This window comes from Pseudomonas sp. ADPe, from assembly GCF_014843515.1.
Taxonomy (GTDB): Bacteria; Pseudomonadota; Gammaproteobacteria; order Pseudomonadales; family Pseudomonadaceae; genus Pseudomonas; species Pseudomonas citronellolis.
In genome coordinates this window covers 3,165,968-3,191,537 of record NZ_CP062122.1, presented here as the reverse complement: position 1 = coordinate 3,191,537, position 25,570 = coordinate 3,165,968, and the positions used below count along the sequence as shown (strand labels likewise).

At 68.7% G+C, this 25,570-nt stretch carries 22 protein-coding genes and 1 pseudogene; 13 read left to right on the top strand and 10 right to left on the bottom strand.

All coding sequences use genetic code 11. The features are described from left to right. Position 1: 1 nt before the first annotated feature. Entirely contained in the window at positions 2-1,051 is a 1,050-nt protein-coding gene (locus tag IG194_RS14530; protein WP_009614050.1) for an AraC family transcriptional regulator, read from the bottom strand. Between the two features lie 185 nt (positions 1,052-1,236). On the opposite strand from IG194_RS14530, the gene lptM reads away from it, so the two are divergent. The 6 genes from lptM (at position 1,237) to IG194_RS14500 (ending at position 5,896) form a co-directional block, all read left to right on the top strand. Beyond that, on the top strand, positions 1,237-1,377 hold the full coding sequence (gene lptM / locus IG194_RS14525; RefSeq protein WP_009614052.1) for an LPS translocon maturation chaperone LptM: 141 nt from the start codon (positions 1,237-1,239) through the stop codon (positions 1,375-1,377). An 11-nt stretch (positions 1,378-1,388) separates the two neighbouring features. Then, the gene (gene lysA / locus IG194_RS14520; RefSeq protein ID WP_058488053.1) at positions 1,389-2,636 is read left to right on the top strand and encodes a diaminopimelate decarboxylase; all 1,248 of its coding nucleotides are present in this window, start codon (positions 1,389-1,391) and stop codon (positions 2,634-2,636) included. Positions 2,637-2,646: 10 nt separating this feature from the next. Further along, positions 2,647-3,477 carry a diaminopimelate epimerase gene (gene dapF / locus IG194_RS14515; protein WP_058488052.1) on the top strand — a complete coding sequence of 277 codons (831 nt, stop codon included), beginning with the start codon at positions 2,647-2,649 and terminating at the stop codon, positions 3,475-3,477. Between the two features lie 25 nt (positions 3,478-3,502). Continuing rightward, positions 3,503-4,204 (top strand): DUF484 family protein, encoded by a 702-nt coding sequence (locus IG194_RS14510; protein WP_009614058.1) that lies wholly within the window; start codon positions 3,503-3,505, stop codon positions 4,202-4,204. 82 nt (positions 4,205-4,286) lie between these two features. Next, the gene (gene xerC, locus IG194_RS14505) at positions 4,287-5,207 is read left to right on the top strand and encodes a tyrosine recombinase XerC (RefSeq protein WP_058488051.1); all 921 of its coding nucleotides are present in this window, start codon (positions 4,287-4,289) and stop codon (positions 5,205-5,207) included. After that, on the top strand, positions 5,204-5,896 hold the full coding sequence (locus IG194_RS14500) for an HAD family hydrolase (RefSeq protein WP_009614061.1): 693 nt from the start codon (positions 5,204-5,206) through the stop codon (positions 5,894-5,896). The genes xerC and IG194_RS14500 overlap by 4 nt, the downstream gene beginning before the upstream one ends. A 325-nt stretch (positions 5,897-6,221) precedes the next feature. Here IG194_RS14500 and sutA read toward each other — a convergent pair whose 3' ends face one another. The 4 genes from sutA to glnK all read right to left on the bottom strand — a co-directional run bounded on the left by sutA (position 6,222) and on the right by glnK (position 8,858). Next, complete coding sequence (gene sutA / locus IG194_RS14495; RefSeq protein ID WP_009614062.1) at positions 6,222-6,545, bottom strand: transcriptional regulator SutA; 324 nt, start codon at positions 6,543-6,545, stop codon at positions 6,222-6,224. A gap of 77 nt (positions 6,546-6,622) precedes the next feature. Beyond that, positions 6,623-7,048: a secondary thiamine-phosphate synthase enzyme YjbQ gene (locus tag IG194_RS14490; RefSeq protein WP_043268164.1), complete on the bottom strand. Its 426-nt coding sequence runs from the start codon at positions 7,046-7,048 to the stop codon at positions 6,623-6,625. A gap of 101 nt (positions 7,049-7,149) precedes the next feature. Next, a complete protein-coding gene (locus tag IG194_RS14485; RefSeq protein ID WP_009614064.1) occupies positions 7,150-8,484 on the bottom strand; it encodes an ammonium transporter in 1,335 nt (444 codons plus the stop codon). A gap of 35 nt (positions 8,485-8,519) precedes the next feature. Continuing rightward, positions 8,520-8,858, bottom strand: coding sequence for a P-II family nitrogen regulator (gene glnK, locus IG194_RS14480; RefSeq protein WP_003457590.1), 339 nt, complete (start codon positions 8,856-8,858; stop codon positions 8,520-8,522). A gap of 543 nt (positions 8,859-9,401) precedes the next feature. Between glnK and IG194_RS14475 the strand changes: the two genes are divergently transcribed. The 3 genes from IG194_RS14475 to IG194_RS14465 all read left to right on the top strand — a co-directional run bounded on the left by IG194_RS14475 (position 9,402) and on the right by IG194_RS14465 (position 13,464). Further along, complete coding sequence (locus IG194_RS14475) at positions 9,402-11,432, top strand: acyltransferase family protein (protein WP_058488050.1); 2,031 nt, start codon at positions 9,402-9,404, stop codon at positions 11,430-11,432. A 92-nt stretch (positions 11,433-11,524) separates the two neighbouring features. Beyond that, positions 11,525-11,791: an accessory factor UbiK family protein gene (locus IG194_RS14470; RefSeq protein WP_043268162.1), complete on the top strand. Its 267-nt coding sequence runs from the start codon at positions 11,525-11,527 to the stop codon at positions 11,789-11,791. Positions 11,792-11,976: 185 nt separating this feature from the next. Continuing rightward, entirely contained in the window at positions 11,977-13,464 is a 1,488-nt protein-coding gene (locus IG194_RS14465) for a YifB family Mg chelatase-like AAA ATPase (protein WP_009614072.1), read from the top strand. A 3-nt stretch (positions 13,465-13,467) separates the two neighbouring features. On the opposite strand, the gene IG194_RS14460 is transcribed toward IG194_RS14465, so the two are convergent. Further along, entirely contained in the window at positions 13,468-13,698 is a 231-nt protein-coding gene (locus tag IG194_RS14460) for a DUF1127 domain-containing protein (protein ID WP_058488049.1), read from the bottom strand. A 174-nt stretch (positions 13,699-13,872) separates the two neighbouring features. Here IG194_RS14460 and IG194_RS14455 point away from each other — a divergent pair, with 174 nt between their 5' ends. Then, positions 13,873-15,324: a PLP-dependent aminotransferase family protein gene (locus IG194_RS14455; protein ID WP_058488048.1), complete on the top strand. Its 1,452-nt coding sequence runs from the start codon at positions 13,873-13,875 to the stop codon at positions 15,322-15,324. Positions 15,325-15,658: 334 nt separating this feature from the next. Further along, a complete protein-coding gene (locus IG194_RS14450) occupies positions 15,659-16,471 on the top strand; it encodes a TlpA disulfide reductase family protein (RefSeq protein WP_058488047.1) in 813 nt (270 codons plus the stop codon). Positions 16,472-16,493: 22 nt separating this feature from the next. On the opposite strand, the gene IG194_RS14445 is transcribed toward IG194_RS14450, so the two are convergent. The 3 genes from IG194_RS14445 to IG194_RS14435 all read right to left on the bottom strand — a co-directional run bounded on the left by IG194_RS14445 (position 16,494) and on the right by IG194_RS14435 (position 19,905). Further along, positions 16,494-17,546, bottom strand: a complete 1,053-nt coding sequence (locus tag IG194_RS14445; RefSeq protein ID WP_058488046.1) for a hypothetical protein — start codon at positions 17,544-17,546, stop codon at positions 16,494-16,496. A gap of 207 nt (positions 17,547-17,753) precedes the next feature. Further along, on the bottom strand, positions 17,754-18,806 hold the full coding sequence (locus tag IG194_RS14440; RefSeq protein ID WP_043315022.1) for a phosphorylcholine phosphatase: 1,053 nt from the start codon (positions 18,804-18,806) through the stop codon (positions 17,754-17,756). A 178-nt stretch (positions 18,807-18,984) separates the two neighbouring features. Beyond that, positions 18,985-19,905 (bottom strand): LysR substrate-binding domain-containing protein, encoded by a 921-nt coding sequence (locus IG194_RS14435; RefSeq protein ID WP_043315021.1) that lies wholly within the window; start codon positions 19,903-19,905, stop codon positions 18,985-18,987. 137 nt (positions 19,906-20,042) lie between these two features. Between IG194_RS14435 and IG194_RS14430 the strand changes: the two are divergent. Continuing rightward, positions 20,043-21,511: pseudogene (locus IG194_RS14430) on the top strand (NorM family multidrug efflux MATE transporter). Here the strand turns inward: IG194_RS14430 and IG194_RS14425 are convergent. Continuing rightward, the gene (locus IG194_RS14425; RefSeq protein WP_009614084.1) at positions 21,412-23,133 is read right to left on the bottom strand and encodes a putative bifunctional diguanylate cyclase/phosphodiesterase; all 1,722 of its coding nucleotides are present in this window, start codon (positions 23,131-23,133) and stop codon (positions 21,412-21,414) included. The pseudogene IG194_RS14430 and the gene IG194_RS14425 sit on opposite strands and share 100 nt — an antisense overlap. Positions 23,134-23,364: 231 nt before the next feature. Between IG194_RS14425 and rep the strand changes: the two genes are divergently transcribed. Further along, a complete protein-coding gene (gene rep, locus IG194_RS14420) occupies positions 23,365-25,374 on the top strand; it encodes a DNA helicase Rep (protein ID WP_058488044.1) in 2,010 nt (669 codons plus the stop codon). The last annotated feature ends 196 nt before the right edge of the window (positions 25,375-25,570 follow it).

Here is a 25,570-nt window from a genome sequence, read left to right as displayed (position 1 = left end):
CTCAGGAATCTGCCAAAGGCTGCAGTGTACGCCGGTATTGCCCGAGACTCTGCCCCGTCCAGCGGCGGAAGGCCCGCGCCAGCGAGCCGGTCTCGCTGAAGCCGACCAGGCTGGCGACGTCGGCCAGCTCCAGCGCCGGGTCGCGCAGGTGGTGCAGCACCAGTTGCTGGCGCGTCTCGTCCACCAGGCGGCTGAACGACAGGCCGCTGTCGCGCAGGCGGCGCTGCAGGGTGCGCGGGCTCAGGGCCAGCTCGCCGGCCAGGGCCTCCAGGTCCACGGCCTGCTCCGGCAGGCGCTCGGCCAGGCACTGGCGGGCCCGTTCGAGCACGCCCTCGCCACGGCGGATGCTCTCCAGCAGGCGCCCGGCGTAGGCGTCGAGGGTGCGCTGGATCTGGCTGTCGGCCTGGCCCAGGGGCAGCGCCAGCAGGCGCCGGGGGAAGACCAGGGCGTTGTCCGCCTGGCCGAACAGCACCGGGCAGCGGAAGATGCGCCGGTGCTCGGTGGTGTCGGCCGGCGCCGGGTGGCGGAAGCGCACTTCCACCGGCGCCTGCTCCAGGCCGCTGATCCAGTGGCCGAAGCGCAGCCAGCAGGCCAGGGTCTCTTCCGCCAGTTGGCGCTGCTGGCGCGGCAGCAAAGGCTCCCAGCTGTGCCGCACCAGCGGCTCGTGGCCGGCGCGCGGCGGCTCGTCGGCCAGCTCGACGCGGCCCAGGCTGCCCACCAGCTCGGCGTAGCGCGCCTGGCGGTGCAGGGCGTCGCCGAGGGTCGCGCAGCTCATCAGCAGGTAGCCGAGCACGCCGAAGTGACCGGGGCGCACGGCCTCGCCCAGGTGCAGGCCGAGGTCGGCGTCGCCGCTCAGCGCCAGGCCCAGCTCCAGCAGGTCGACATAGACGCTGGCGGCGATGCGCGCCTCGCGCTGGTCGAGGATCGACGGTTCGAGCTGGACGCCGGCCAGCAGCCGCTGCGGCGCGACGCCGCGACGCTCGAGGTGGTCCACCAGGCCCTGCACGTAGGCGATGGAAATGGAACCGGCGAGTGGGACGGGGGCTTGCATGGATCCTCCGTTTTTTCTGTCAGATCCTAGGGGCTGGCGGGGGCTGATCGCAAACCGCGTTGCTGCGAGCGGCCCCCGCCAGCCCCTTTGGAAGCCCCGCCGGGCGGGAGTCCGCTTGCATAGGCAAGGCGCCGGGGGGCCGGTATACTCCGGTCCAATTACGCTTTGATCACAAGGATTCCGCCATGAAGCGACTGCTTCTCCCCTTCGTCGCGCTCGCCGTGCTCAGCGCCGCGCTCGCCGGCTGCGGCCAGAAAGGCCCGCTGTACCTGCCGGACGACCAGCAAGCCCAAAGCAAGCACAGCAAGGACCGCTACGGTCTGTAAGGGAGCAGCACATGGAGGCATTCAACGTCCGTGACGGGCAACTGTTCGCGGAAGGCGTGGCGTTGTCGGCGCTAGCCGAGCGCTTCGGCACGCCCACCTACGTCTATTCGCGCGCTCACATCGAGCAGCAGTTCCGCTCCTATACCGATGCCCTGCAGGGCCTGCCGCACCTGGTCTGCTTCGCGGTCAAGGCCAACTCCAACCTGGCCGTGCTGAACGTCCTGGCGCGCCTGGGCTCAGGCTTCGACATCGTCTCGCGCGGCGAGCTGGAACGCGTGCTGGCCGCCGGCGGCGACCCGGCCAAGGTGGTGTTCTCCGGCGTCGGCAAGAGCCGCGACGACATGCGCCGCGCCCTGCAAGTGGGCGTGCACTGCTTCAACGTCGAATCCGCCGTGGAGCTGGAGCGCCTGCAGGAAGTGGCCGCGGAACTGGGCGTGAAGGCGCCGGTGTCGCTGCGGGTGAACCCGGACGTGGACGCCCAGACCCACCCCTACATCTCCACCGGGCTGAAAGAGAACAAGTTCGGCATCGACATCGACGAGGCCGATGCCATCTACGCCCGCGCCGCCGAGCTGCCGAACCTGGAAGTGAAAGGCGTGGACTGCCACATCGGCTCGCAGCTGACCCAGCTGGAGCCCTTCCTCGACGCCCTCGACCGCCTGCTGGCGCTGGTCGACCGCCTGGCCGCGCGCGGCATCCTGATCCGCCACCTGGACCTGGGCGGCGGCCTCGGCGTGCGCTACCGCGACGAAACCCCGCCGCCGGCCAGCGACTACATCCGCGCCATCCGCGAGCGCCTGGGCAGCCGCCAGCTGAGCCTGGTGTTCGAGCCGGGCCGCTACATCGTGGCCAACGCCGGCCTGCTGCTGACCCGCGTGGAGTACCTCAAGCACACCGCGCACAAGGACTTCGCCATCATCGACGCGGCGATGAACGACCTGATCCGTCCGGCGCTGTACCAGGCCTGGATGGAGGTCACCCCGGTCGTCGCGCGCGCGGGCCAGAAACGTACCTACGACCTGGTCGGCCCCATCTGCGAGACCGGCGACTTCCTCGCCAAGGGCCGCGAGCTGGCCCTGGAAGAAGGCGACCTGCTGGCGATCCGCTCGGCCGGCGCCTATGGTTTCGTCATGAGTTCCAACTACAACACCCGCGGCCGCGCCGCCGAGGTGCTGGTGGATGGCGAGCGGGCCTTCGAGGTGCGCCGCCGCGAGACCGTCCAGGAGCTTTACGCCGGCGAAAGCCTGCTGCCGGAGTGAGGCCGAAACCATGCTACTGCGCTTCACCAAGATGCACGGGCTGGGCAATGACTTCATGGTCCTCGACCTGGTCAGCCAGCACGCCCACGTGCTGCCCCGCCACGTCAAGAGCTGGGGCGACCGCAACACCGGCGTCGGCTTCGACCAGCTGCTGATCGTCGAGCCGCCGGGCAGCCCAGAGGTCGACTTCCGCTACCGCATCTTCAACGCCGACGGCAGCGAAGTGGAACAGTGCGGCAACGGCGCGCGCTGCTTCGCCCGCTTCGTGCTGGACAAGCGCCTGACCATGAAGAAGACCATCCGCGTCGAGACCAAGGGCGGCATCATCGAGCTCAGCGTCGCCAACGACGGCCAGGTCACCGTGGACATGGGCGCGCCGCGCCTGGCGCCGGAACAGGTGCCTTTCGTCGCCGACGCCGAAGCCGCCAGCTACGCCGTGGAAGTCGACGGGCAGACCGTCGAGCTGGCCGCCGTCTCCATGGGCAACCCCCATGGCGTGCTGCGGGTGGACGACGTCGACAGCGCCCCGGTGCGCACCCTCGGCCCGAAACTGGAAGTGCACCCGCGCTTCCCGGCCAAGGCCAACATCGGCTTCCTCCAGGTGCTCGACGCCAACCATGCGCGCCTGCGCGTGTGGGAGCGCGGCGTCGGCGAGACCCTGGCCTGCGGCACCGGCGCCTGCGCCGCCGCGGTGGCCGGCATCCGCCAGGGCTGGCTGCGCTCGCCGGTGCAGATCGACCTGCCGGGCGGCCGCCTGAACATCGAGTGGGCAGGCCCCGGCCAGCCGGTTATGATGACCGGGCCCGCCGTGCGGGTGTACGAAGGCCAGGTCCGCCTGTAACCCGAGACGCCAAGCCGAGACGCCCATGACCGAGAACAGCCCGGAACACCGCCCGCCGCTGGATGCCGAACAGGTCGCCGAGTACCTGCGCGAGCATCCCGAATTCTTCGTCGAGCACGACGAGCTGATCCCGGAGATGCGCATCCCCCACGAGAGCGGCAACGCCGTCTCGCTGGTGGAACGCCAGGTGCGCCTGCTACGCGAGCGCAACATCGAGATGCGCCACCGCCTGGCGCAGCTGATGGACGTGGCCCGCGACAACGACCGGCTGTTCGACAAGACCCGCCGCCTGGTGCTCGACCTGCTCGACGCCACCAGCCTGGAGGACGTGGTCAGCACCGTGGAAGACAGCCTGCGCCACGAGTTCCAGGTGCCCTACGTCAGCCTGATCCTGTTCAGCGACAACAACCTGCCGGTGGGCCGCTCGGTGAGCAGCGCCGAAGCGCACCAGGCCATCGGCGGGCTGCTTTCCGGCGGCAAGACCGTATGCGGCGTGCTGCGCCCCCATGAGCTGGCCTTCCTGTTCGGCGAAACCGAACGCGACGGCGTCGGCTCGGCGGCGGTGGTCTCGCTGACCTTCCAGGGCCTGCACGGCGTGCTCGCCATCGGCAGCCCGGACCCGCAGCACTACAAGAGCTCCCTCGGCACCCTGTTCCTCGGCTACGTGGCCGAGGTCCTGGCCCGCGTCCTGCCGCGCTTCTCCACGCCGCTGCGGTCGGTACGCTAGCCAGGCAGCGGCAAGCCTCGAGTTGCAAGCCGCAAGCAAGGCAACGCGGTGGAAGCTGGGCTTTTCACTTGGAGCTTGAAGCTTGAAGCTTGTAGCCGACCTCGATGCCTTCCTCGAACACCTGCGCAGCGAGCGCCAGGTGTCCGCGCATACCCTCGCCGGCTACCGGCGCGACCTGCTCAAGGTCGTCGCGCTGTGCGAGAAGAACGGCATCGCCGACTGGGCCGACCTGCAGGTGCGCGAGCTGCGCGCGCAGGTCGCCCGCCTGCACGCCCAGGGCCTGGCCAGCCGTAGCCTGGCGCGGCTGCTCTCGGCGGTGCGCGGGCTCTACCAGTACCTGATCCGCGAGGGCCGCTGCCGGCACAACCCCGCCGACGGCCTGGCCGCGCCCAAGGCCGCGCGCAAGCTGCCGCGCACCCTCGACGCCGACCGCGCCGGGCAACTGCTCGACGGCGCCCTGGAGGACGACTTCATCGCCCGCCGCGACCAGGCCATGCTGGAGCTGTTCTATTCCTCCGGCCTGCGCCTGTCCGAGCTGGTCGGCCTGGACCTCGACGGCCTGGACCTGTCCGCCGGCCTGGTGCGGGTGCTCGGCAAGGGCAACAAGGTCCGCGAACTGCCGGTGGGGCGCGCCGCGCGCAAGGCCATCGAGGACTGGCTGCCGCTGCGCGAGATGGTCCGCCCGGCCGACCGCGCGCTCTTCGTCGGCCACAGCGGCAAGCGCCTGACGCCGCGCGCCGTGCAGCTGCGGGTGCGTCAGGTCGGCGTGCGCGAACTGGGCCAGCACCTGCACCCGCACATGCTGCGGCATTCCTTCGCCAGCCATATCCTGGAATCCTCCCAGGACCTGCGCGCGGTGCAGGAACTGCTCGGCCACGCCGACATCGCCACCACGCAGATCTATACCCACCTGGACTTCCAGCACCTGGCCAAGGTCTACGACAACGCCCACCCACGGGCCAGACGCGTCAAACGCGATACCGATACAGGAGCCGAGGAATGAGCATCCGGCTGGTCACCTTCGACCTCGACGACACCCTCTGGGACGTCGCCCCGGTGATGAACAGCGCCGAGGCCACCCTGCGCGAATGGCTGGCGGCGAACGCCGCGCAACTGGGCCCGGTGCCCATCGAGCACCTGTGGGCGATCCGCGCGCGGCTGATGCAGCAGGACCCAATGCTCAGGCACCGCCTGAGCGAGCTGCGCCGGCGCATCCTCCTGCACGCCCTGCTCGACGCCGGTTATCCACAGGCGGAAGCGGCGGACCTGGCCGAGGCCGGTTTCCAGGTCTTCCTGCATGCGCGCCACCAGGTCAGCCTGTTCCCCGAGGTGCACCCGACCCTGGAGGCCCTGGCCAACCGCTTCATCCTCGGCGTGCTCACCAACGGCAACGCCGACGTGCGCCGCCTGGGGCTGGCCGACTACTTCCAGTTCGCCCTGTGCGCCGAGGAGCTGGGCATCGGCAAGCCCGATCCGAAGCCCTTCCGGGAAGCGCTCAAGCGCGCCGGCGTTGAGCCGCAGCAGGCGGTGCACATCGGCGACCACCCCAGCGACGACATAGCCGGCGCCCGCCGCGCCGGCCTGCAGGCCATCTGGTTCAACCCGGCGCGCAAGGCCTGGGAGGGCGAGGAAGCGCCCAGCGCGATCATCCACAGCCTCGCGGAGCTGCCCGGGGTGCTGGCGCGGCTGTAATCGAAACGCTCCTCGTGGGAACGCCGATGGTTCATCGTAGGGCGCGCTCCTACAGGGGAGCGGCGCGGCTGGGGCAGCGTAGCGGATCTCATCCGCGATCCGCGCCGATACCTCCGGCTATCGCGGACAAGGTCCGCTCCTACCGCATGAGCGAGCACGGCTTTTCGTAGGATGGCGTTGAGCGAAGCGATACCCATCACCCCGACCGCATGGGTTTCGCAAGGCTCAACCCATCCTACGAAGAGCACTGCGCCCACGGGCCACCACAAAGAAAAAGCCCGCCGCTCCCCTTCCGGGGAGGGCGGGCCTTTTCACGACGTCGCCCTTAGATGGGGCGGCTGCCGTATTTGCTGTCCGGCTTCTTCGGCGGATCGGCGACCACGTTGGGCTCGATCTCCTGGACCTTGCCACCACGGGAGAGGAACTCTTCCATGGCCCTGGCCAGGGCGTCGCGCTCCTTCTGCTTGGCCTCCACCGAGGGCAGTTCCTCTTCCTCTACGGCTGCCTTGGCTTTCTTGCCGCCACCAGAGGAAGCCGGGGCCTCGTCGGCTTCGCCATCGGCGTCGCCATCGTCAGCCGCGGCCAGCTCTTCGCCGTCGTCCTCGTCGGCACCTTCCAGCTCGTCTTGTTCAAGTTCTTCGTCGCTCATCGCTCAACCTCGTGGTGCTGCAAAGCAGGTTAGTTATAGCCCAGCCGCGCGCTTTGACGAACGCTGCCGGAAAAAATTCACAGAGCCTCGCCCTGCAGGGTCGCCAGCACCTTGCGCGGCCCGCCGTGATCGCGGTGTTCGCCCAGGTAGATGCCCTGCCAGGTGCCCAGCGCCAGGCGCCCGGCACTGACCGGCAGGGTCAGCTGGCAGCCCAGCAGGCTGGCCTTGAAGTGCGCGGGCAAGTCGTCCGGCCCTTCGTAATCGTGCTCGTAGCCACCCTCGTCCTGCGGCACCAGGCGATTGAAGAATCGCTCGAAGTCCCGCCGTACCGAGGGGTCGGCATTCTCGTTCAGCGTCAGCGACGCCGAGGTGTGCTGCAATAGCAGGTGCAGCAGGCCGACCCGGCAGCGCGCCAGGTCCGGCAATGCCGCCAGCACCTCGTCGGTGACCAGGTGGAAACCGCGCGACCGCGGGCGCAGGGTGATCAGGGTCTGCTGCCACATGGCGAGGCCTCCGATTGGCTACCGATGCGGGCGCATTCTAGCGAAGCGCAGAAAAAAACAAAGGGCGCCCGTAGGCGCCCTTCGTCGAACTCGCGCGAACCTTACAGGTTGTAGCCGCGCTCGTTGTGCAGGGCCAGGTCCAGGCCCACGGTTTCTTCTTCTTCGGTGACGCGCAGGCCGATGACCAGGTCCAGCACCTTGAGGATCACGAAGCTGACGATCCCGGTGTAGACGATGGTGAAGGCCACGCCCTTGAACTGGATGAACAGCTGGGCGCCGATGTCGGTAACGGTGCCGAAGCCACCCAGGGCGGGCGCTGCGAACACGCCGGTCAGCAGGGCGCCGACGATGCCGCCGACGGCATGCACGCCGAAGGCGTCCAGGGAGTCGTCGTAGCCGATGGCGCGCTTGAGGGTGGTGGCGGCGAAGAAGCAGATCACGCCGGCGGCCAGGCCGAGGATGATGGCGCCCATCGGGCCGCAGGTGCCGGCGGCCGGGGTGACGGCCACGAGGCCGGCGACCACGCCCGAAGCGATGCCCAGGGCGCTCGGCTTGCCGTGGGTGATCCACTCGGCGAACATCCAGCCCAGGGCGGCGGCGGCGGTGGCGATCTGGGTCACCAGCATGGCCATGCCGGCGGTGCCGTTGGCGGCGGCGGCGGAACCGGCGTTGAAGCCGAACCAGCCGATCCACAGCAGGGCCGCGCCGACCAGGGTGTAGCCCAGGTTGTGCGGGGCCATGGCGGCGGTCGGGTAGCCCTTGCGCTTGCCCATCACCAGGCAGGCCACCAGGCCGGCCACACCGGCGTTGATGTGCACCACGGTGCCGCCGGCGAAGTCCAGCACGCCCCAGTCCCACAGCAGGCCGCCGTCGCCGCTCCAGACCATGTGCGCGATGGGGGCGTAGACCAGGGTGAACCACAGGCCGGTGAAGATCAGCAGCGCGGAGAACTTCATGCGCTCGGCGAAGGCGCCGACGATCAGCGCCGGGGTGATGATCGCGAAGGTCATCTGGAACATCACGAAGACGCTTTCCGGGAACAGCGCGGCGGCGGAGGTCAGGCCGGTGCTGGTCAGGCCGCTGAGGAAGGCCTTGTCGAAGCCGCCGACGAAGGAGGCGAAGTTGATCACGCCCTTCTCCATGCCGACGGTGTCGAAGGCCAGGCTGTAGCCGTAGACGACCCACAGGATGCTGATCAGCGCGGTGATGGCGAAGCACTGCATCATGATCGACAGGACGTTCTTGGCGCGCACCATGCCGCCGTAGAACAGGGCCAGGCCGGGGATGGTCATCATCAGCACCAGGGCGCTGGAAATCAGCATCCAGGCGGTGTCGCCACTGTTCAGGACCGGGGCCGCAGCTTCGTCCGCCATGGCCAGGCCAGGCATTGCGAGGGACAAAAGGGCTCCTAGCCCTGCGAACTTGCGCAGAGTCATTGTTGTTTCTCCTGGGGCGGTGGGGTTCGGTTGGCTTAGATGGCGTCGGTACCGGTCTCGCCGGTACGGATGCGGATCGCCTGTTCCAGATTCACGACGAAAATCTTGCCGTCGCCGATCTTGCCGGTGTTGGCGGCCTTGGTGATGGCTTCGATGACGCGGTCCAACTGGTCGTCGGCGATGGCCACGTCGATCTTCACCTTGGGCAGGAAGTCGACGACGTACTCCGCGCCACGGTACAGCTCGGTGTGCCCCTTCTGCCGGCCGAAGCCCTTGACTTCGGTCACAGTGATGCCCTGCACGCCGATCTCGGACAGCGACTCGCGCACGTCGTCGAGCTTGAACGGCTTGATGATGGCTGTGACTAGCTTCATGAAACTCTCTCCCGTGTTTTGGTGGACTCGCCCCAGGAAAACGAACCCGGGGACAAGTCTAAGCGCAGTGTCTGGCTTTGTAACGCGCCGGCCGCCCTACCTCAGCACTCCGACTCCTCCAGCCGCTTCCCGCGAAGCGCTCGTCAGCTCCGCCAGCCGCACCGGACCTGCATCGGTGCACGCTATGCCAGCCCCAAAGCAGGAAGCTTGCCAGCTCGGCGAAAAGCCCGGCGATTCAGCCGCTTAGCGAAAAACACCGGGCGCCGGGCGATGGCCGGGTGCCATGTCGCGCACCAGAAGCGGGCAGTCCTGCCGCCATGACTGCGCAAAAATCGTGCAGCGCCCTGCTTTTTCCGGCCAACGCGGGGGCCGACCAGGGCCATCCGGGCCGCGCCATAGGGAAGAGGCTCGACCAGCGCTGGACCAGGGCCATCTATCCGAAGGGATTTTCCGAAAGCCTGAAGGCAAGTTCCTCAGTATCCGAGCGGGCGTCGCCGCAGGAGTCGAAAGACCTATCTTTCGCCGATTTGTGGAAAACCAGCGATGAGCCTTCTCCCCAGCCGCCGCGCCTGGCCCGGCCAGGCAACCCCCACGCCCACCAACCACTTCAGGCAGGACATCAACGGCCTGCGCGCCCTGGCGGTGGTCGCGGTCATCCTCTATCACTTCGACGTCGGCGGACTGGCCGGCGGATTCGCCGGCGTGGACGTGTTCTTCGTGCTCTCCGGCTACCTCATGGCGGGGATCATCGGCACCGGCCTGCAGCGTGGCGACTTCTCCGTCCTGGCGTTCTACTGGGCCCGGGCCAGGCGCATCCTTCCGGCGTTGCTGGTGGTCTGCGCGGTCGCGCTGGCCATCGGCTGGCTGCTGCTGGCGCCGAACGACTACAAGACCCTCGGCCGGCACGCCCGTCAGTCCCTGGCCTTCCTGTCCAATCAACTGTATCTGAAGGAAGCCGGCTACTTCGACAGCGCCAGCCAGGCGAAATGGCTGCTGCACACCTGGTCGCTGTCCGTCGAATGGCAGTTCTACCTGGCGTTGCCGCTCATCCTCGCCCTCGCCTGGAAGCTGTTGCCCCGGCGCGGCACGCTCGTGGGCGTGCACCTGGCGCTGTTCTCCTGCTCGCTGGCGCTGTGCATCGCGCTGACCGCCAGCCATCCGCAAAAGGCTTTCTACCTCCTGCCCGCCCGCGCCTGGGAAATGCTCCTGGGCGGGTTGTGCTTCCTGCTCTGCTCGAACCTCGGGCTCCCGGCGACGGCGCGGCGCCTGCTGGAAGCCGGCGGCCTGGCGCTGATAGGCGCGTCGGTGTTCCTGCTCGACGAATCCGCCGCCTGGCCCGGCGCACTGGCGCTGCTGCCGACCCTGGGAACCGCCATGGTGCTGGCGGCCCGGCGGGAAACCTCGCCGTGGTGCACCCATGGCGCCGTCCAGTGGCTGGGCACGCGCTCCTACTCCCTGTACCTGTGGCACTGGCCGCTGGTGGCCTGGCTGTTCCATGCCGGCCACCGGCAAACGCCCCTGTGGATCGCCGCAGCCCTGTTGCTGACGCTGATACTGGGCGAGCTTTCCTACCGGCTGGTGGAACGACCGACGCGGCGCTGGCTGGGCACGGGCAGGCGGGCGTTCGCCGTGGCCGGACTGGCCGGCCTGATGATCCTCGCCGGCTACCTGGCGCAGGTGGTGGTCAGGGCGAAAGGCTTCCCGCAACGGATGCCCGCGGACATCCTGGCGATGCGCGAACAGGCCCTGCAGGGCACGCCGCGCAACGAGGAGTGCCTGAGCAAGGGCGTGGGCTGCGTGTATGGCGGGCCGGACATCCAGGCCATGCTCATCGGCGACAGCCATGCCGCCTCCGTGGTCACCGCCGCGCAACTCGCGCTGCCCGACGCCGGCCAGGGCATCTACCTGCGGGCCGCGCCAGCCTGCCTGCCGGTTCCCGGGCTGCACATCCGCGAACACCCGCGCGACAACCCGGAGGACACCTGCAACCGCCTGCGCCGGCAGCTGCCGGCCGAACTCGGCGACGTGCCCGGCCGGGTGCCGCTGATCATCGTCACCCGCACCTCCGTCTACCCACTGGGCTACAACGGCATCGACCAGAACCGCAAGAACCGGCCGCAGGCCTACATCAGCTCGCCCGTGGACGAGCCCAGCAGCGAATGGCTCGAAGCGTTCGCCCGGCTCTACATCGACCACGCCTGCGCCCTGGCGCGGCAGCGCCCGGTCTACCTGGTGCGGCCGATACCGGAAATGCGCGTCGACGTACCGGATGTGATGAGCCGGAAGATGCTCCAGGGGAAGGCGCCGCAAGTCACCCTCAGCCGGGCCGACTACGAGGCGCGCAACGGCTTCGTCTGGAGCGTGCAGGACCGCGCCCGCGAAGCCTGCGGCGTGCAGATTCTCGATCCGCTTCCCTACCTGTGCGACGAAGGGCAATGCTACGGCGGCCGGGAAGGGCAGGCCTACTACGCCGACGACAACCACCTGAACGCGACGGGCAGCCGGCTCCTGGCGCCCATGTTCGCCGAGGTTTTCGCGGACCTGTCCACGGCCCAGGCCGATCCCCCGCGCTAGCGTGCAGAACCTGCGGTGGCTGCCCGGTCCGCGCCAGCGGCACCGGGCAGCGTGATAGACTCCCCACCCAGTCCCAACCGGAAACCCTCGCCATGCTGCCGCCCAAAGCCTTCCTCGACGCCCTCGGCCAACAGGCCAGCCGCCTCTTCGGCGGTGAATCGCCGCTGCCCCGCGCCGAGCTGGAGGCGCAGTTCAAGGTCCTGCTGCAGAGCGCCTTCGGCAAGCTCGACCTGGTCAGCCGCGACGAGTTCGACAGCCAGATGGTGGTGCTCGCCCGCACCCGCGCCCGCCTGGAGGCGCTGGAAGCCAAGGTCGCCGAACTGGAAGCCAGGCTCACGCCGCCCGCCGGGACCGAATAAGCCGCAGGGGTTGGGAAAGGAGAGAGCGATTCCTCTCCCGCCTTTTTCCCGTTCGTGTTCACCAACCCGGGCCAACAAGAAACTTCCCACAGGACATCGGCAGCATTACAGCGGCCTCCAGCATGGTCCCGGCTTCCCTGACCTCCTAGACTGGCGGTTTGTGAGGGAAGAGGCTGCCCCCATCCATGTCCCTGGCCATCGTCCACAGCCGCGCCCAGGTCGGCGTCGAGGCTCCCGGTGTCACCGTCGAGGCGCACCTGGCCAACGGCCTGCCGTCGCTGACCCTGGTCGGCCTGCCGGAAACCGCGGTCAAGGAAAGCAAGGACCGCGTGCGCAGCGCCATCCTCAACTCCGGCTTCGAATTCCCCGCCCGACGCATCACCCTCAACCTCGCCCCAGCCGACCTGCCCAAGGACGGCGGACGCTTCGACCTGGCCATCGCCCTGGGCCTGCTCGCCGCCAACGGCCAGTTGGCCGGCGCCAGCCTGGACGGCCTCGAATGCCTCGGTGAACTGGCCCTGTCCGGCGCCCTGCGCCCGGTGCAGGGCGTGCTACCGGCCGCCCTGGCGGCGCGCGCCGCCGGCCGCGCCCTGGTGGTGCCGAAGGAGAATGCCGAGGAAGCAAGCCTGGCCAGCGGCCTGACCGTCTACGCCGTCGGCCACCTGCTGGAACTGGCCGCGCACCTGACCGGCCAGACGCCCCTGGCGCCCTACCAGGCCCGCGGCCTGCTGCGGGAAACCCCGCCCTACCCCGACCTCGCCGAGGTCCAGGGCCAGGCCGCGGCCAAGCGCGCCCTGCTGGTGGCCGCGGCCGGGTCGCACAACCTGCTGCTGAGCGGTCCGCCGGGCACCGGCAAGACGCTGCTGGCCAGCCGCCTGCCGGGGTTGCTGCCGCCGCTGAGCGAAGACGAGGCATTGCAGGTGGCGGCCATCCACTCCGTGTCCGGGCGCGGGCCGCTGACGCACTGGCCTCAGCGCCCGTTCCGCCAGCCGCACCACAGCGCCTCGGCTGCCGCGCTGGTTGGTGGCGGAAGCCGGCCGCAACCCGGGGAAATCACCCTGGCCCACGAAGGCGTGCTATTCCTCGACGAACTGCCGGAGTTCGATCGCAAGGTCCTGGAAGTGCTTCGCGAGCCCCTGGAAGGGGGAGAAATCGTGATCGCCCGGGCCAACGGCCGGGTGCGCTTCCCGGCGCGCTTCCAACTGGTGGCGGCGATGAACCCCTGCCCCTGCGGCTACCTGGGCGACCCCAGCGGCCGCTGCCGTTGCACCCCGGAGCAGATCCAGCGCTACCGCGCCAAGCTCTCCGGCCCGCTGCTGGACCGCATCGACCTGCACCTGACAGTGGGCCGCGAAACCACGCGTCTCGTCCCTCAGAATGGCAGCCTGGGCAGCGCCGAGGTCGCCGCGCAGGTGGCCAGCGCCCGCGAGCGGCAACTGGCGCGGCAGGGTTGCGCGAACGCCGTCCTCGACCTCAAGTCGATGCACCAAAACTGCGCACTGGACGATCAGGACCAGGCCTGGCTGGAAACCGCAGGCGAGCGCCTGGACCTGTCCCTGCGCGCCCTGCACCGCATCCTCAAGGTCGCCCGCACCCTGGCCGACCTGGAAGGCGCCGAACGCATCGCCCGCTCGCACCTGGCCGAGGCCCTGCAATACCGCGCCGGGCACTGAGCCTCAGCAGCGCCAGAACGGCCGCAGCGCCTCGATGCGCGCCTGCTCGCGGGAAATGCCGATGTCACGCAACTGCTCGTCGCTGAGCTCCAGCAGTTGCCTGCGCGTGCGCACCCGCCGCCAGAACTGGCGCCAGCGGCTTTCCGCCGGGCCGCGCGGCGCCAGGCTGCCGTCGTCGATGCCGAGCAGTTCGCGCTGATACAGGGTCAGGCGCACGTCTGTCATGCCGTTCATGTCGTCACTCCTCCTCCGAGCCTGTGGATAGAGTGGCGAAAGGACAGACTGCATTACAGATTCAAAGAAATGGAATTTTTTCCATACAGACAGCGGAAAAAACCAACTGAATGACGTATTTTTGCCCGATCTGTACTGGTCTTTGCCGCCACGATGCGGCACGGGGCATCTGTCATGAAACGCTACGCACAACTGGCCGCCACCCTCGGCGAGCGCATCGAGCAGGGGCTGTACCGCCCCGGCGACCGCTTGCCCTCGGTGCGCTCACTGAGCGAAGAGCACGGCGTCAGCATCAGCACCGTGCAACAGGCCTACCGGGTACTGGAGGATGCCGGGCTGGTCGAGCCGCGGCCCAAGTCCGGCTTCTTCGTCCCCGAACGGCGCCCACAGCCGGCCATGCCGGCGATGACCCGGCCGGCGCAGCGACCGGTGGACGTATCGCAGTGGGACCAGGTGCTGGAGCAGGTGCGCCACGCCCCCGGCGGCGACTTCGTCCAGCTCGGCCGCGGCACCCCGGACATCGCCAGTCCTTCGCTCAAGCCGCTGCAGCGCGCCATGGCCAACGCCGCGCGGCGCACCGACCTGCAGGCCCTGGGCTACGAAGGCCTGCAGGGCTCGCTGGCGCTGCGCGAACAGATTTCCCGGCTGATGCTGGACTCCGGCTGCCAGGTGCCGCCCAGCGAAACGATCATCACCACCGGCTGCCAGGAGGCCCTGGCCATCACCCTGCGCGCCATCTGCCAGCCGGGCGACATCGTCGCCATCGATTCGCCGAGCTTCCACGGCGCCATGCAGACGCTCAAGGCCCAAGGCCTGAAGGCCCTGGAAATCCCCACCGACCCGACCAACGGGGTGAGCCTGGAGGCCCTGGAACTGGCCATGGAGCAATGGCCGGTGAAGCTGATCCTGCTCACTCCCAACTGCAACAACCCGCTGGGCTACATCATGCCCGACGCGCGCAAGCGCGCCCTGCTCAGCCTGGCCCAGCGCTACGACGTGCCCATCCTGGAAGACGACGTCTACGGCGAGCTGGCCTATGCCTACCCACGGCCGCGCAGCATCAAGTCCTTCGACAGCGACGACCGCGTACTGCTGGCCAGCTCCTTCTCCAAGACCGTGGCGCCGGGCCTGCGCACCGGCTGGGTGGTGCCGGGGCGCTACCTGGACCGCATCCTCCACCTCAAGTACATCGCCAGCGGCACCTGCGCGCCGCAGCCGCAGATGGCCCTGGCCGAATTCGTCGGCGGCGGCCACTACGAGCCGCACATCCGCCGCATGCGCGCCCAGTACCAGCGCCACCGCGACCTGATGACCGACTGGATCGCCCGCTACTTCCCCGAAGGCACCCGCGCCACCCGGCCACAGGGCGGCTTCATGCTCTGGGTGGAGCTGCACCCGCAGTTCGACAGCGTGCGGCTGAACCGCGAACTGCAGGCCGAGCGCGTGCAGGTGGCGGCCGGCAGCATCTTCTCGGCCGCCGGCAAGTACCGCAATTGCCTGCGCATGAACTACTCCAACCGCGACCTGCCGCGCATCGAAGAAGCCGTGCGCAAGGTCGGCGCCTGCGCCACGCGGCTGGTGGAGGAACTGCACGCCGAGGCCGGGGAGGATGTCGCCCTGGCGTGAAGGGGCATAGCGCCTGGGCGACGGTGTTGGGGAGGCACGGTCGTAGGAGTGGCTGTCTTGCCGGCTGCACCAAGGTGCGCCTCAACGGATGGGTTGAGCCTGCGAAACCCATGCGGCCGCGGTGATGGGTATCGCTTCGCTCAACACCATCCTACGGGGTGCTTTGCCAGCAGGGGTAGGAGCGGGCCCTGCCCGCGATTCGCGCGCAGGGCGCGCTCCTACAGGGAAATACCGTGCCGGGCGACAAGGCACAATCGAAACATTTATCCACAGCACTGCTCCCGCCCACCGGCACGGGGCTGCGATACTCGCGGCCTGCCTTCCGGAGACCGCCATGACCAGCCTGATCCTCGGCCCGCTCGCCATTCCCATGCCCCAGGCCCTGCTCTACCTGGGCTTCCTAGCCGCGCTGCTGGGCGGCTGGCTGGCCGGACGCAGGCGCGGCGGCAACCCCGAGGGCGCGCTCTTCGCCATGCTCCTGGCCGGCCTGCTGGTGGCGCGCCTGGCCTTCGTCGCGCGCTACGCCGGGCAATACGCAGCGGCCCCCTGGAGCATGCTGGACATCCGCGACGGCGGTTTCCTCGCCTGGCCGGGCGCCCTCGCCGCGGCCCTGCTCGGCGCCTGGCTGGTCTGGCGCCGCAACAGCCTGCGCCGGCCGCTGGCCATCGCCCTGGTGAGCGGCCTCTGCGTCTGGGGTAGCGGCAAGGCGGTGGTCTCCGCCCTGGACCGCGGCCAGCAACTGCCGGCCCTGGCGCTGAGCGACCTGCAAGGCCGCCCGGTGAGCCTCGGCCAACTGGACGGCCGCCCGCTGGTGGTCAACCTCTGGGCCACCTGGTGCCCGCCCTGCCGCCGCGAGATGCCGGTGCTGGAAGCCGCCCAGCAGGCGCGCCCGGACGTGCGCTTCGTGCTGGTCAACCAGGGCGAACCGGCCGAGGCCGTCACCAGCTTCCTCGCCGGCCAGAACCTGAAGCCCAGGGAAGTCCTGCTCGACCTCGGCAACCAGCTCGGCCAGGCCACCGGCGCCTACGGCATGCCGACCACCTTCTTCTACGCCGCCGACGGCCGCCTACGCCACAGCCACATGGGCGAGCTGTCCGCCGCCAGCCTGGAGCACGGCCTGCAGCAGTTGGCCGAACCCCGGCGCTGAGCCGGGGCCGGCCGAACCCGCGCTACTGGATCTGCTCCGGCGTCACTATCACCCAGTTCTTGTCCGCGGTGACCGGCTGCCCCAGCTTGGCCTGGGCCTCGGCGTTCTTCTTGATCATGCCGTCGAGCTGGTCCATGTACTTGGCCTTGCGGTTTATCCACAGGTGGACGCCGTTCTCGGCGGTGCCGTTGAACAGCATGTAGCCGTCGCTGCTGGGGGTGTCGCCGCCGACCAGGATGGGCCGCTTCCACTGGTCGATGTAGGTGAGGATGGCGGCCTGCTTGCCGGCCATCCAGGTCGCCGGGGTCCACAGATAGGGGGTGATCTCCAGGTCCATATTGGCCTTGGGATCGTATTTGCCCTCGCCGATCTGCTTGCGCGCGGTGGTCAGCGCGCCGGTCTTGCGGTCCTTGAGCAGGGTGGTGACGCCGATGACGTTCTGCGGCTTCACGTTGTAGCCGTACTTCGGATCGCTGGCGACCATGCGCACCAGTTCCTCGTGGGCGGCGGTCATCACGTAGACCTCGATGCCGTTCTCCATCAGCTTGTTGTACAGCTCCTGCTGGCCGGTGAAGACCTTCGGCGGGTTGATCTCGATGGTCTTGACCGCGTCACCCTCGTAGTAGGTGCTGGGGATCGGCTTGCCGTAGGCCATCAGTTCGTCGACGTAGCCCTTGAGTTCCTTGAGGGTGAAGCCGGAGAACACCTGGGCGACCCAGGGGTAGCAGACCAGGTCGTCGACCTCGCAGAGGCGGTAGTAGTAGCTGTTCAGGCTTTCCTTGTGGCCGCCCACGTCCTTGAAGGGGATCAGCTTCAGCGAAGGGTCCAGCTTCTCGCGGGTCAGCACGCCTTTCATTTCCAGGAAGGGCAGCAGCGACTCTTCCAGGTCGTAGCGGTAGCTGGTGTTGTCCATGTCGAAGACGGCGAAGGCGCCCTTGTTGGCGTTGGCCGCGATCAGCGCGTCCAGCTGCTTGGCGGCCGGCTCCGGCCAGTGCTTGAGTTCGGTGGCGGCGAAGACGCTGCTGGCCAGGCCGCCGAGCAGCAGCGCGGCGAGCAGGGTGCGCATGGGTTTCATCTGGTTTCCCCCGAGGTGGTCTTGTGGGTGGAAGGACCCGGCGCGGGCCGCTCCCTGGACTAGTCCAGCATTCACCCTAGCAAAGCCGTGTTGCAGTCCTGCGATGAACGCGACCTCGGGCGTTGCCTGCGCGCCAGGACTTGGCCAGGAGCGACAGGGTATGCCTGGAAGCGGCGGGCAGCGCAGGGGGCGCCGCCCGCCGCCGGCTCAGAGAATCTCCTCGGGCGTGACCACCAGCCAGTTCTTGTCGGCGCGCACCGGCTGCCCCAGCTTGGCCTGGGCCTCGGCGTTCTTCTTGATCATGCCTTCGAGCTGGTCCATGTACTTGGCCTTGCGGTTCACCCACAGGCGCATGCCGTCGTCCGCCGTGCTGTGGAACAGCATGTGGCCGTCATTGCTGGGCGAGTCGCCGCCGACCAGGATGGGCTTCTTCCACGGGTCGATGTAGGTCTGGATGGCCGCCGTCTTGCCGGCCATCCAGGTGCCCGGGGTCCACAGGTAGGGGGTGAATTCGAGGTCCAGGTTGGCCTCGGGATCGTACTTGCCCTCGCTGATCTGCCGGCGTGCGGTGGTCACCGCGCCGGTCTTGCGGTCCTTGAGCAGGGTGCTGACGCCGATGACGTTCTCCGGCTTGACGTTGTAGCCGTACTTCGGATCGCTGGCGACCATGCGCACCAGTTCCTCGTGGGAGGCGGTGAGGATGTACACCTCGATGCCGTTCTCCATCATCCGCTTGAACAGTTCCTGCTGGCCGGTGAACAGCTGCGGCGGCTGCACCTCGACGGTGCGCAGGGTGTCGCCGTCGTAGTAGTCGCTCTTGACCGGCTTGCCGCTCGCCATCATGGCGTCGAGGTGGCCCTTGAGTTCGCGCAGGGTCAGGCCGGAAAGCGCCTGTGCGGCCCAGGGGTAGCAGACGCGGTGGTCGAATTCGCAGAGCCGCGTGTAGTAGCTGTTGAGGCTCTCCTTCTTGCCCTTGAGGTCCTTGAAGGGGATCAGCTTCAGCGAAGGGTCAAGCTTGTCACGGGTCAGCACGCCCTTGTTCTCCAGGTACGGCAGCAACGCCTCGGCGACGTCGTAGCGGTAGCTGGTGTTGTCCATGTCGAAGACGGCGTAGGCGCCCTTGTTGGCGTTGGCCGCGATCAGCGCGTCGAGCTGCTTCGCCGCGGGCTCCGGCCAGTGCTTGAGCTCGGTGGCGGCCACGGCGTCGTTGGCCAGGCCGCCGAGCAGCAGGATGCCGAACAGTAGTCCATAGGTTTTCATCGAATGTTCCCCCGGTTGCGAATGGCGGGGAAGGCGCGGCGACACGGGCTTTGGCCCATCGTTGATGGCCGGGCGTTTCCCCTCCGTCACGACCGTAGCAAGGGGGCAAAGGGCCAGATAGACGGTCGGGCGTCGCATGCGCGCTCCAGTCGCAGGGGCCGCGGAAACACCCTACAACCTACTCCAGCATTTCAACCTGCGGCAGTCGCATTGCGCTGACTTCGGCCAGAAGAAAATCCCTCAGACGACGCAGGCGCTCCTGCTGCCGCCGCGCCTTGGGCCAGACCAGGTAGTAGCTCTCGCCGCTGGCCACCGCACAGGGCCAGGGCAGGGCCAGGCGGCCGGCGGCAGCGTCCTCGGCGACCATCACCAGGTCGCCGATGGACAGGCCGTAGCCGCGGGTGGCCGCGACTATGCCCAGCTCCAGGGTGTCGAAGACCTGGCCGCCCTTGAGCGACACCTGCTCCTCCAGGCCCACGCGCTGCAGCCAGCGGCGCCAGTCGCGGCGGTCCGGCGTGGGGTGCAGCAGCTCCGCGGCGGCCAGCCGCTCGACGTCCCAGGGGCCGTCGTCGAGCAGTTGCGGGGCGCCGACCGGGATCAGCCACTCGGGGAACAGCAGGCAGCTCTCCCATTCCGCCGGGAAGCGCCCGGCGCCGAGCAGCACCGCGCAGTCGAAGGGCTCGCGGGCGAAGTCCACCTCGTCGACGTCCATCCAGGCGCTGGTCAGCTGCACCTCGATATCGCTGTTGGCCATGCGGAAGATGCTCAGGCGCGGCAGCAGCCAGCGCATGGTCAGGGTCGAGGGCGCCTTCAGGCGCAGCACGTCCTCGTCGCTGTGCAGGCTTGCGCAGGCGCGCTCCAGGGCGTCGAAGCCATCGCGCAGGCCCGGCAACAGCAGGCGCGCCGGCTCGGTCAGGCGCAGCTGGCGGCCCTGGCGCTGGAACAGCTGGCAGTCGAAGTGCTCCTCCAGGGTGCGCACGTGGCGGCTCACCGCGCTCTGGGTGATGGCCAGTTCCTCGGCGGCGCGGGTGAAGGAGGCGTGCCGGGCGGCCGCCTCGAAGGCGCGCAGGGCATAGAGCGGGGGCAGGCGACGGGGCATGGCGGGCCTTCAGGCATGAGTCTGACTCATGCATTGCATCGCTTTTTTCCTTTTGTGGGAAGGCCTGGCGGCCCACCAGAATGGGCGAATCGATGAACCCGGGAGGCGCCAGGCGCCGCCCAAACCAGACTCATGCCATGCCCACCCCCTACCGCACCGAACTGCAGGCCATCCTGCGCCTGGCCGGGCCGCTGATCGCCGCCCAACTGGCCTATGTCGCCATGGTCTTCACCGACACCCTGATGATGGGCAAGCTCGGCCCCGACGCCCTGGCCGCCGGGGGCCTGGGCGCCTCCACCTACGCCTTCGTCTCCACCGTGTGCAGCGGCGTGGTGGCGGCCACCGGCAACCTGGTGGCGATCCGCCATGGCGCGCGCGACCGCGCCGGCACAGCCGCCGCCACCCAGGCGGGGCTGTGGGTCGGCCTGGGCCTGGCGCTGCTCGCCGGCGCCCTGCTGTGGAACCTGGAGCCACTGCTGCTGATCCTCGGCCAGGCGCCGGCGACGGTGCACGGCACCATGAGTTTTCTGCACAGCATTCTCTTCGCCCTGCCCGGCTACCTGGCCTTCATGGTGCTGCGCGGTTTCACCAGCGCCATCGAGCGCCCCGGCCCGGTGATGGCCATCAGCGCGCTCGGCGCGCTGGCCAACCTGGGCCTGAACTATGCCTTCCTCGACGGCTGGTTCGGCCTGCCGCGCCTGAGCCTGGCCGGCATCGGCCTGGTCACCGCCATCGTCATGAACCTGCTGCCGCTGATCCTCGCGCTGTACCTGCGCTGGCACCCGGCCTACGCCGGCTACCCGCTGCTGCGCGGCCTGGGCCGGCCACAGCGCCGGGAGATCGCCGAGACGCTGCGCCTGGGCCTGCCGATCGGTGGCACCTATGCAGTGGAGTCGGGCATGTTCACCGTGGCCACCCTGTGCATGGGGGCGATCGGCGCCACCGCGCTGGCCGCGCATCAGATCTCTATCCAGTCGGTGTACCTGGCCTTCATGGTGCCGGTGGGGATTTCCTACGCGGTGACCTTCCGCATCGGCCAGCACTACGGCGCCGGGCGCCTGCTCGAGGCGCGCCGCGCCGGGCGGGTGGGCATCGGCTTCGGCGCGCTGTGCATGTTCGCCTTCGCCCTGTTGTTCTGGCTGGCGCCGCGCCAGGTCATCGGCCTGTTCCTCGATCTCGAGCAACCGGCCAACCAGGCGGTGGTGCAACTGGCCGTGAGCCTGCTGGCGATCGCCGCCTGGTTCGAGCTGTTCGATGGCCTGCAGAGCATCGCCATGGGCGCCATCCGCGGCCTCAAGGATGCCCGCACCACCTTCCTGGTGGGCCTGGCCGGCTACTGGCTGGCGGGCGTGCCGCTGGCCTGGCTGCTGGCCTTCCCCTTCGGCTGGGGCCCGCACGGCGTCTGGTGGGGGTTGGCGGCGGGGCTGGCGTGCACCGCGCTGGGCCTGTGCCTGGCCTTCGAGGCGCGCACCGCGCGGCTGCTGCAGCCGATGGCGGAACCGGGCTTCAGTTGCCGACCGGGTCCTGCTGCCTGAGCGCGCGTCCGGCGCCGAACACCAGGAAGCGCGCCAGCTCGGGCAACGGCAGCGGGCGGCTGATCCAGTAGCCCTGCACCTGGTCGCAGCCGAACTGGCGCAGCAGCTGGCGCTGGTCGGCGCTTTCCACGCCCTCGGCGACCACCTCCAGGTTGAGGTTGTGCGCCAGGTTGATCATGGCCCGCACCAGTTGGCGGTTCTCCGCGCGCTCGGACATGCCGCCGACGAAGCTCTTGTCGATCTTCAGCAGGGTGATCGGCAGGCTGTTGAGGTGGACGAAGGAGGAGAAGCCGGTGCCGAAGTCGTCCAGGGAGAAGCGCACGCCCAGTTGCCCCAGCGTCTGCATGGTCTGCAGGACCTGCTCGCTGCGGCGCATCACGGCGGTTTCGGTGAGTTCGAACTCCAGCCAGCGCGCATCCACGCCGCGCTCGGCGATCAGCCGTTGCAGCGTGGGCAGCAGCTGGCTGTCCTGGAACTGGCGGAACGACAGGTTGATGGCCATGTGCAGCGGCGGCAAGCCGCGCCCAAGCAGCCACTGCATGTCGCGCAGGGCGCGGGCGATCACCCAGTAGCCCAGCGGCACGATCAGCCCGCTCTCCTCGGCCAGGGGCACGAAATCCCCCGGGGTGAGCAGCCCGCGGCTGGGGTGGCGCCAGCGCACCAGGGCCTCGAGGCCGACGATGGTGTCGCTCTCCAGGTCCAGGCGCGGCTGGTAGTGCAGTTCCAGTTCGTCGCGGCGCAGGGCCCGGCGCAGTTCGCTTTCCAGTTCGGCCAGGCTGCGCGCGCCGCGGTTGATGCGCTCGTCGAAGAGATGGAAGGTGCAGCCCTGGCGCATCTTGGCCTGCTGCATGGCGATGTGCGCGTGCCACATCAGGGCGTCGGCGCTGTCGCCGGAACGGGCATGGGCCAGGCCCAGGCTGCAGCCTAGCAGCAGGCTCTCGCCTTCCACCCAGTAGGGCTCGCCCAGCACTTCGACGATGCGCTCGGCCAGGCGCTCGGCGCGCCGCGGGTCGCGGCGGGTGTCCAGCAGCAGGGCGAACTCGTCGCTGCCCAGGCGCGCCAGGCGGTCGCCGTGCTCCAGGTGCGAGCGCAGGCGCGCCACCACCTGCAGGATCAGGCGGTCGCCGGCCTGGTGGCCGAGGGCGTCGTTGACGTGGCGGAAGTTGTCCAGGTCGAGGTGGCCGAGGGCCAGGCCGCGGCCCTGGAACTCGTCCAGCTGCGCGGCCAGCAAGGTCTGGAAGCCCTGGCGGTTGGCGATGCCGGTCAGCGGGTCCTGCTCGGCCAGGCGCTGCAGGGTGGCTTCCAGGCCGCTGCGTTCGCGGGCGTAGCGCAGGGAGCGGCGCAGCACCTCGCTGCTCAGTTGCGGCGTCAGCCAGTCGGCCACGCCGGCGGGCGTCTGCGCGGGCTCGCGCTCCAGCAGCAGGATGATCGGCAGCCGGCAGTTGTCCCGCGAGGGCAGCTTGCCGGGGGTGGCCAGCACCAGGCCGACCTCGTCCTCGTCGAACAGGCTGCGGGCGGACTCCCAGGAAGGCGCGGTGATCAGCGAATAAGCGTTGCCCAGCGCGGCGAGATGCTCGCGCAGCAGCTGGGCCCACTGCGGCGTTTCAGCCAGCAGGAGCAGGCGCGTGGACTCGACCGACGCAGCCAAGCGACCCCCATGAAAAGAAAAGGAATGCCCTGGGCGCCATCCCATGCCCCGGCCATCCGGATTGGCGTTCCAGCGCCCGGACGAGGCCGTCTGTCGGCGCAGAACCAAGAAACTCTTCAGAGTTTTCTTCAACTAATGCAGCCACAAGCCTAATACAAGTATGAATTTATCCAAAACGGCGAAGCGCGACGGCGTCACAGATCGCCGTTTTTCCGCAGCCCCGGGCGGGGCTGGTAGAATGGCCGCCCGCTTCGCCATCGATACCCTTCCCGAACCATGTCCCGACTCAACCCCCGGCAGCAAGAGGCCGTGAACTACGTCGGCGGCCCCCTGCTGGTGCTGGCCGGCGCCGGCTCCGGCAAGACCAGCGTGATCACCCGCAAGATCGCCTACCTGGTGCAGCAGTGCGGCATCCGCGCCCAGTACATCGTCGCCGTCACCTTCACCAACAAGGCCGCGCGCGAGATGAAGGAACGCGTCAGCACCCTGCTGCGCCCCGGCGAAGGCAAGGGCCTGACCGTCTCCACCTTCCACAACCTGGGCCTGAACATCATCCGCAAGGAATACGCCGCCCTGGGCTACAAGCCCGGCTTCTCGATCTTCGACGAGAGCGACGTGAAGGCACTGATGACGGACATCATGCAGAAGGAGTATTCCGGCGACGACGGCCTGGACGAGATCAAGAACCTGATCGGCGGCTGGAAGAACGACCTGATCCTGCCCGAGGAGGCCCTGGCCAAGGCGCGCAACCCCAAGGAACAGACCGCCGCCATGGTCTACCTGCACTACCAGCGCACCCTGCGCGCGTACAACGCGGTGGACTTCGACGACCTGATCCTGCAGCCGGTGAAGCTGTTCCAGGACAACCCGGACATCCTCGAGAAGTGGCGCAACCGCGTGCGCTACATGCTGGTGGACGAGTACCAGGACACCAACGCCAGCCAGTACCTGCTGGTGAAGCTGCTGGTGCAGCAGCGCGCGCACTTCACCGTGGTCGGCGACGACGACCAGTCGATCTACGCCTGGCGCGGCGCGCGCCCGGAAAACCTGATGCAGCTCAAGGACGACTTCCCCTCGCTGAAGGTGGTGATGCTGGAGCAGAACTACCGCTCCACCAGCCGCATCCTCAAGTGCGCCAACGTGCTCATCGCCAACAACCCCCACGTGTTCGAGAAGCAGCTGTGGAGCGAGATGGGCGAAGGCGACCCGATCCGGGTGATCCGCTGCCGCAACGAGGAGGCCGAGGCCGAGCGGGTGGCCATGGAAATCCTCACCATCCACCTGAAGACCCAGCGGCCCTACAGCGAATTCGCCATCCTCTACCGCGGCAACTACCAGGCCAAACTGATCGAGCTGAAGCTGCAGCACCACCAGATTCCCTATCGCCTGTCCGGCGGCACCAGCTTCTTCGCCCGCCAGGAAGTGAAGGACCTGATGTCCTACTTCCGCCTGCTGGTGAACCCGGACGACGACAACGCCTTCCTGCGGGTGATCAACGTGCCGCGCCGGGAGATCGGCTCGGCGACCCTGGAGAAGCTCGGCAACTACGCCACCGAGCGCGGCTGCTCGATGTTCGCCGCCAGCGGCGAGCTGGGCCTGGCCGAGCACCTGGACGCGCGCTTCGTCGAGCGCCTGCAGCGCTTCAAGCGCTTCATCGACAAGGTCCGCGAGCAGTGCGCGGGCGCCGACCCGATCGGCGCGCTGCGCAGCATGGTGATGGACATCGACTACGAGAACTGGCTGCGGCAGAACGCCTCCAGCGACAAGGTCGCCGACTTCCGCATGGGCAACGTCTGGTTCCTCATCGAGGCGCTGAAGAACACCCTGGAGCGCGACGAGGACGGCGACATGACCATCGAGCAGGCCATCGCCAAGCTGGTGCTGCGCGACATGCTCGAACGCCAGCAGGAGGAAGAGGAAGGCGCCGACGGCGTGCAGATGATGACCCTGCACGCCTCCAAGGGCCTGGAATTCCCCTACGTGTTCATCCTCGGCGTGGAGGAGGAAATCCTCCCCCACCGCTCCAGCATTGAGGCCGACAGCATCGAGGAAGAGCGGCGCCTGGCCTACGTCGGCATCACCCGGGCGAAGAAGAACCTGGCCATGACCTTCGCCGCCAAGCGCAAGCAGTACGGCGAGATCATCGACTGCTCGCCGAGCCGCTTCCTCGACGAACTGCCGCCGGAGGACCTGGTCTGGGAAGGCCAGGAAGACGCCCCGGTGGAGGTCAAGGCGGCCAAGGGCAACGCGGCCCTGGCGGACATCCGCGCGCTGCTCAAGCGCTGAGCCTGCGCGCCGACGCGCTCTTCGTAGGATGGGTTGAGCTTGCGAAACCCATGCGGTCGTGGCGATGGGTATCGCTTCGCTCAACCCATCCTACGATGCTGGCACGGACGGGAAATGCGCCACCAACCTGTAGGAGCTGGCCCTGCCCGCGATTCGCGCGCAGGGCGCGCTCCTACAATGGAATGCCACGGCGACG

Bases quoted from the DNA above. Each gene is read 5' to 3' on its own strand.
- IG194_RS14465 (WP_009614072.1), top strand. From the start codon at position 11,977: ATGTCCCTGGCCATCGTCCACAGCCGCGCCCAGGTCGGCGTCGAGGCT.
- IG194_RS14450 (WP_058488047.1), top strand. From the start codon at position 15,659: ATGACCAGCCTGATCCTCGGCCCGCTCGCCATTCCCATGCCCCAGGCC.
- IG194_RS14455 (WP_058488048.1), top strand. From the start codon at position 13,873: ATGAAACGCTACGCACAACTGGCCGCCACCCTCGGCGAGCGCATCGAG.
- sutA (WP_009614062.1), bottom strand. From the start codon at position 6,545: ATGAGCGACGAAGAACTTGAACAAGACGAGCTGGAAGGTGCCGACGAG.
- IG194_RS14440 (WP_043315022.1), bottom strand. From the start codon at position 18,806: ATGAAAACCTATGGACTACTGTTCGGCATCCTGCTGCTCGGCGGCCTG.
- IG194_RS14500 (WP_009614061.1), top strand. From the start codon at position 5,204: ATGAGCATCCGGCTGGTCACCTTCGACCTCGACGACACCCTCTGGGAC.
- IG194_RS14470 (WP_043268162.1), top strand. From the start codon at position 11,525: ATGCTGCCGCCCAAAGCCTTCCTCGACGCCCTCGGCCAACAGGCCAGC.
- IG194_RS14475 (WP_058488050.1), top strand. From the start codon at position 9,402: ATGAGCCTTCTCCCCAGCCGCCGCGCCTGGCCCGGCCAGGCAACCCCC.
- lptM (WP_009614052.1), top strand. From the start codon at position 1,237: ATGAAGCGACTGCTTCTCCCCTTCGTCGCGCTCGCCGTGCTCAGCGCC.
- lysA (WP_058488053.1), top strand. From the start codon at position 1,389: ATGGAGGCATTCAACGTCCGTGACGGGCAACTGTTCGCGGAAGGCGTG.
- rep (WP_058488044.1), top strand. From the start codon at position 23,365: ATGTCCCGACTCAACCCCCGGCAGCAAGAGGCCGTGAACTACGTCGGC.
- IG194_RS14490 (WP_043268164.1), bottom strand. From the start codon at position 7,048: ATGTGGCAGCAGACCCTGATCACCCTGCGCCCGCGGTCGCGCGGTTTC.
- IG194_RS14425 (WP_009614084.1), bottom strand. From the start codon at position 23,133: ATGGGATGGCGCCCAGGGCATTCCTTTTCTTTTCATGGGGGTCGCTTG.
- IG194_RS14485 (WP_009614064.1), bottom strand. From the start codon at position 8,484: ATGACTCTGCGCAAGTTCGCAGGGCTAGGAGCCCTTTTGTCCCTCGCA.
- IG194_RS14435 (WP_043315021.1), bottom strand. From the start codon at position 19,905: ATGCCCCGTCGCCTGCCCCCGCTCTATGCCCTGCGCGCCTTCGAGGCG.
- glnK (WP_003457590.1), bottom strand. From the start codon at position 8,858: ATGAAGCTAGTCACAGCCATCATCAAGCCGTTCAAGCTCGACGACGTG.
- dapF (WP_058488052.1), top strand. From the start codon at position 2,647: ATGCTACTGCGCTTCACCAAGATGCACGGGCTGGGCAATGACTTCATG.
- IG194_RS14530 (WP_009614050.1), bottom strand. From the start codon at position 1,051: ATGCAAGCCCCCGTCCCACTCGCCGGTTCCATTTCCATCGCCTACGTG.
- IG194_RS14445 (WP_058488046.1), bottom strand. From the start codon at position 17,546: ATGAAACCCATGCGCACCCTGCTCGCCGCGCTGCTGCTCGGCGGCCTG.
- IG194_RS14460 (WP_058488049.1), bottom strand. From the start codon at position 13,698: ATGAACGGCATGACAGACGTGCGCCTGACCCTGTATCAGCGCGAACTG.
- IG194_RS14510 (WP_009614058.1), top strand. From the start codon at position 3,503: ATGACCGAGAACAGCCCGGAACACCGCCCGCCGCTGGATGCCGAACAG.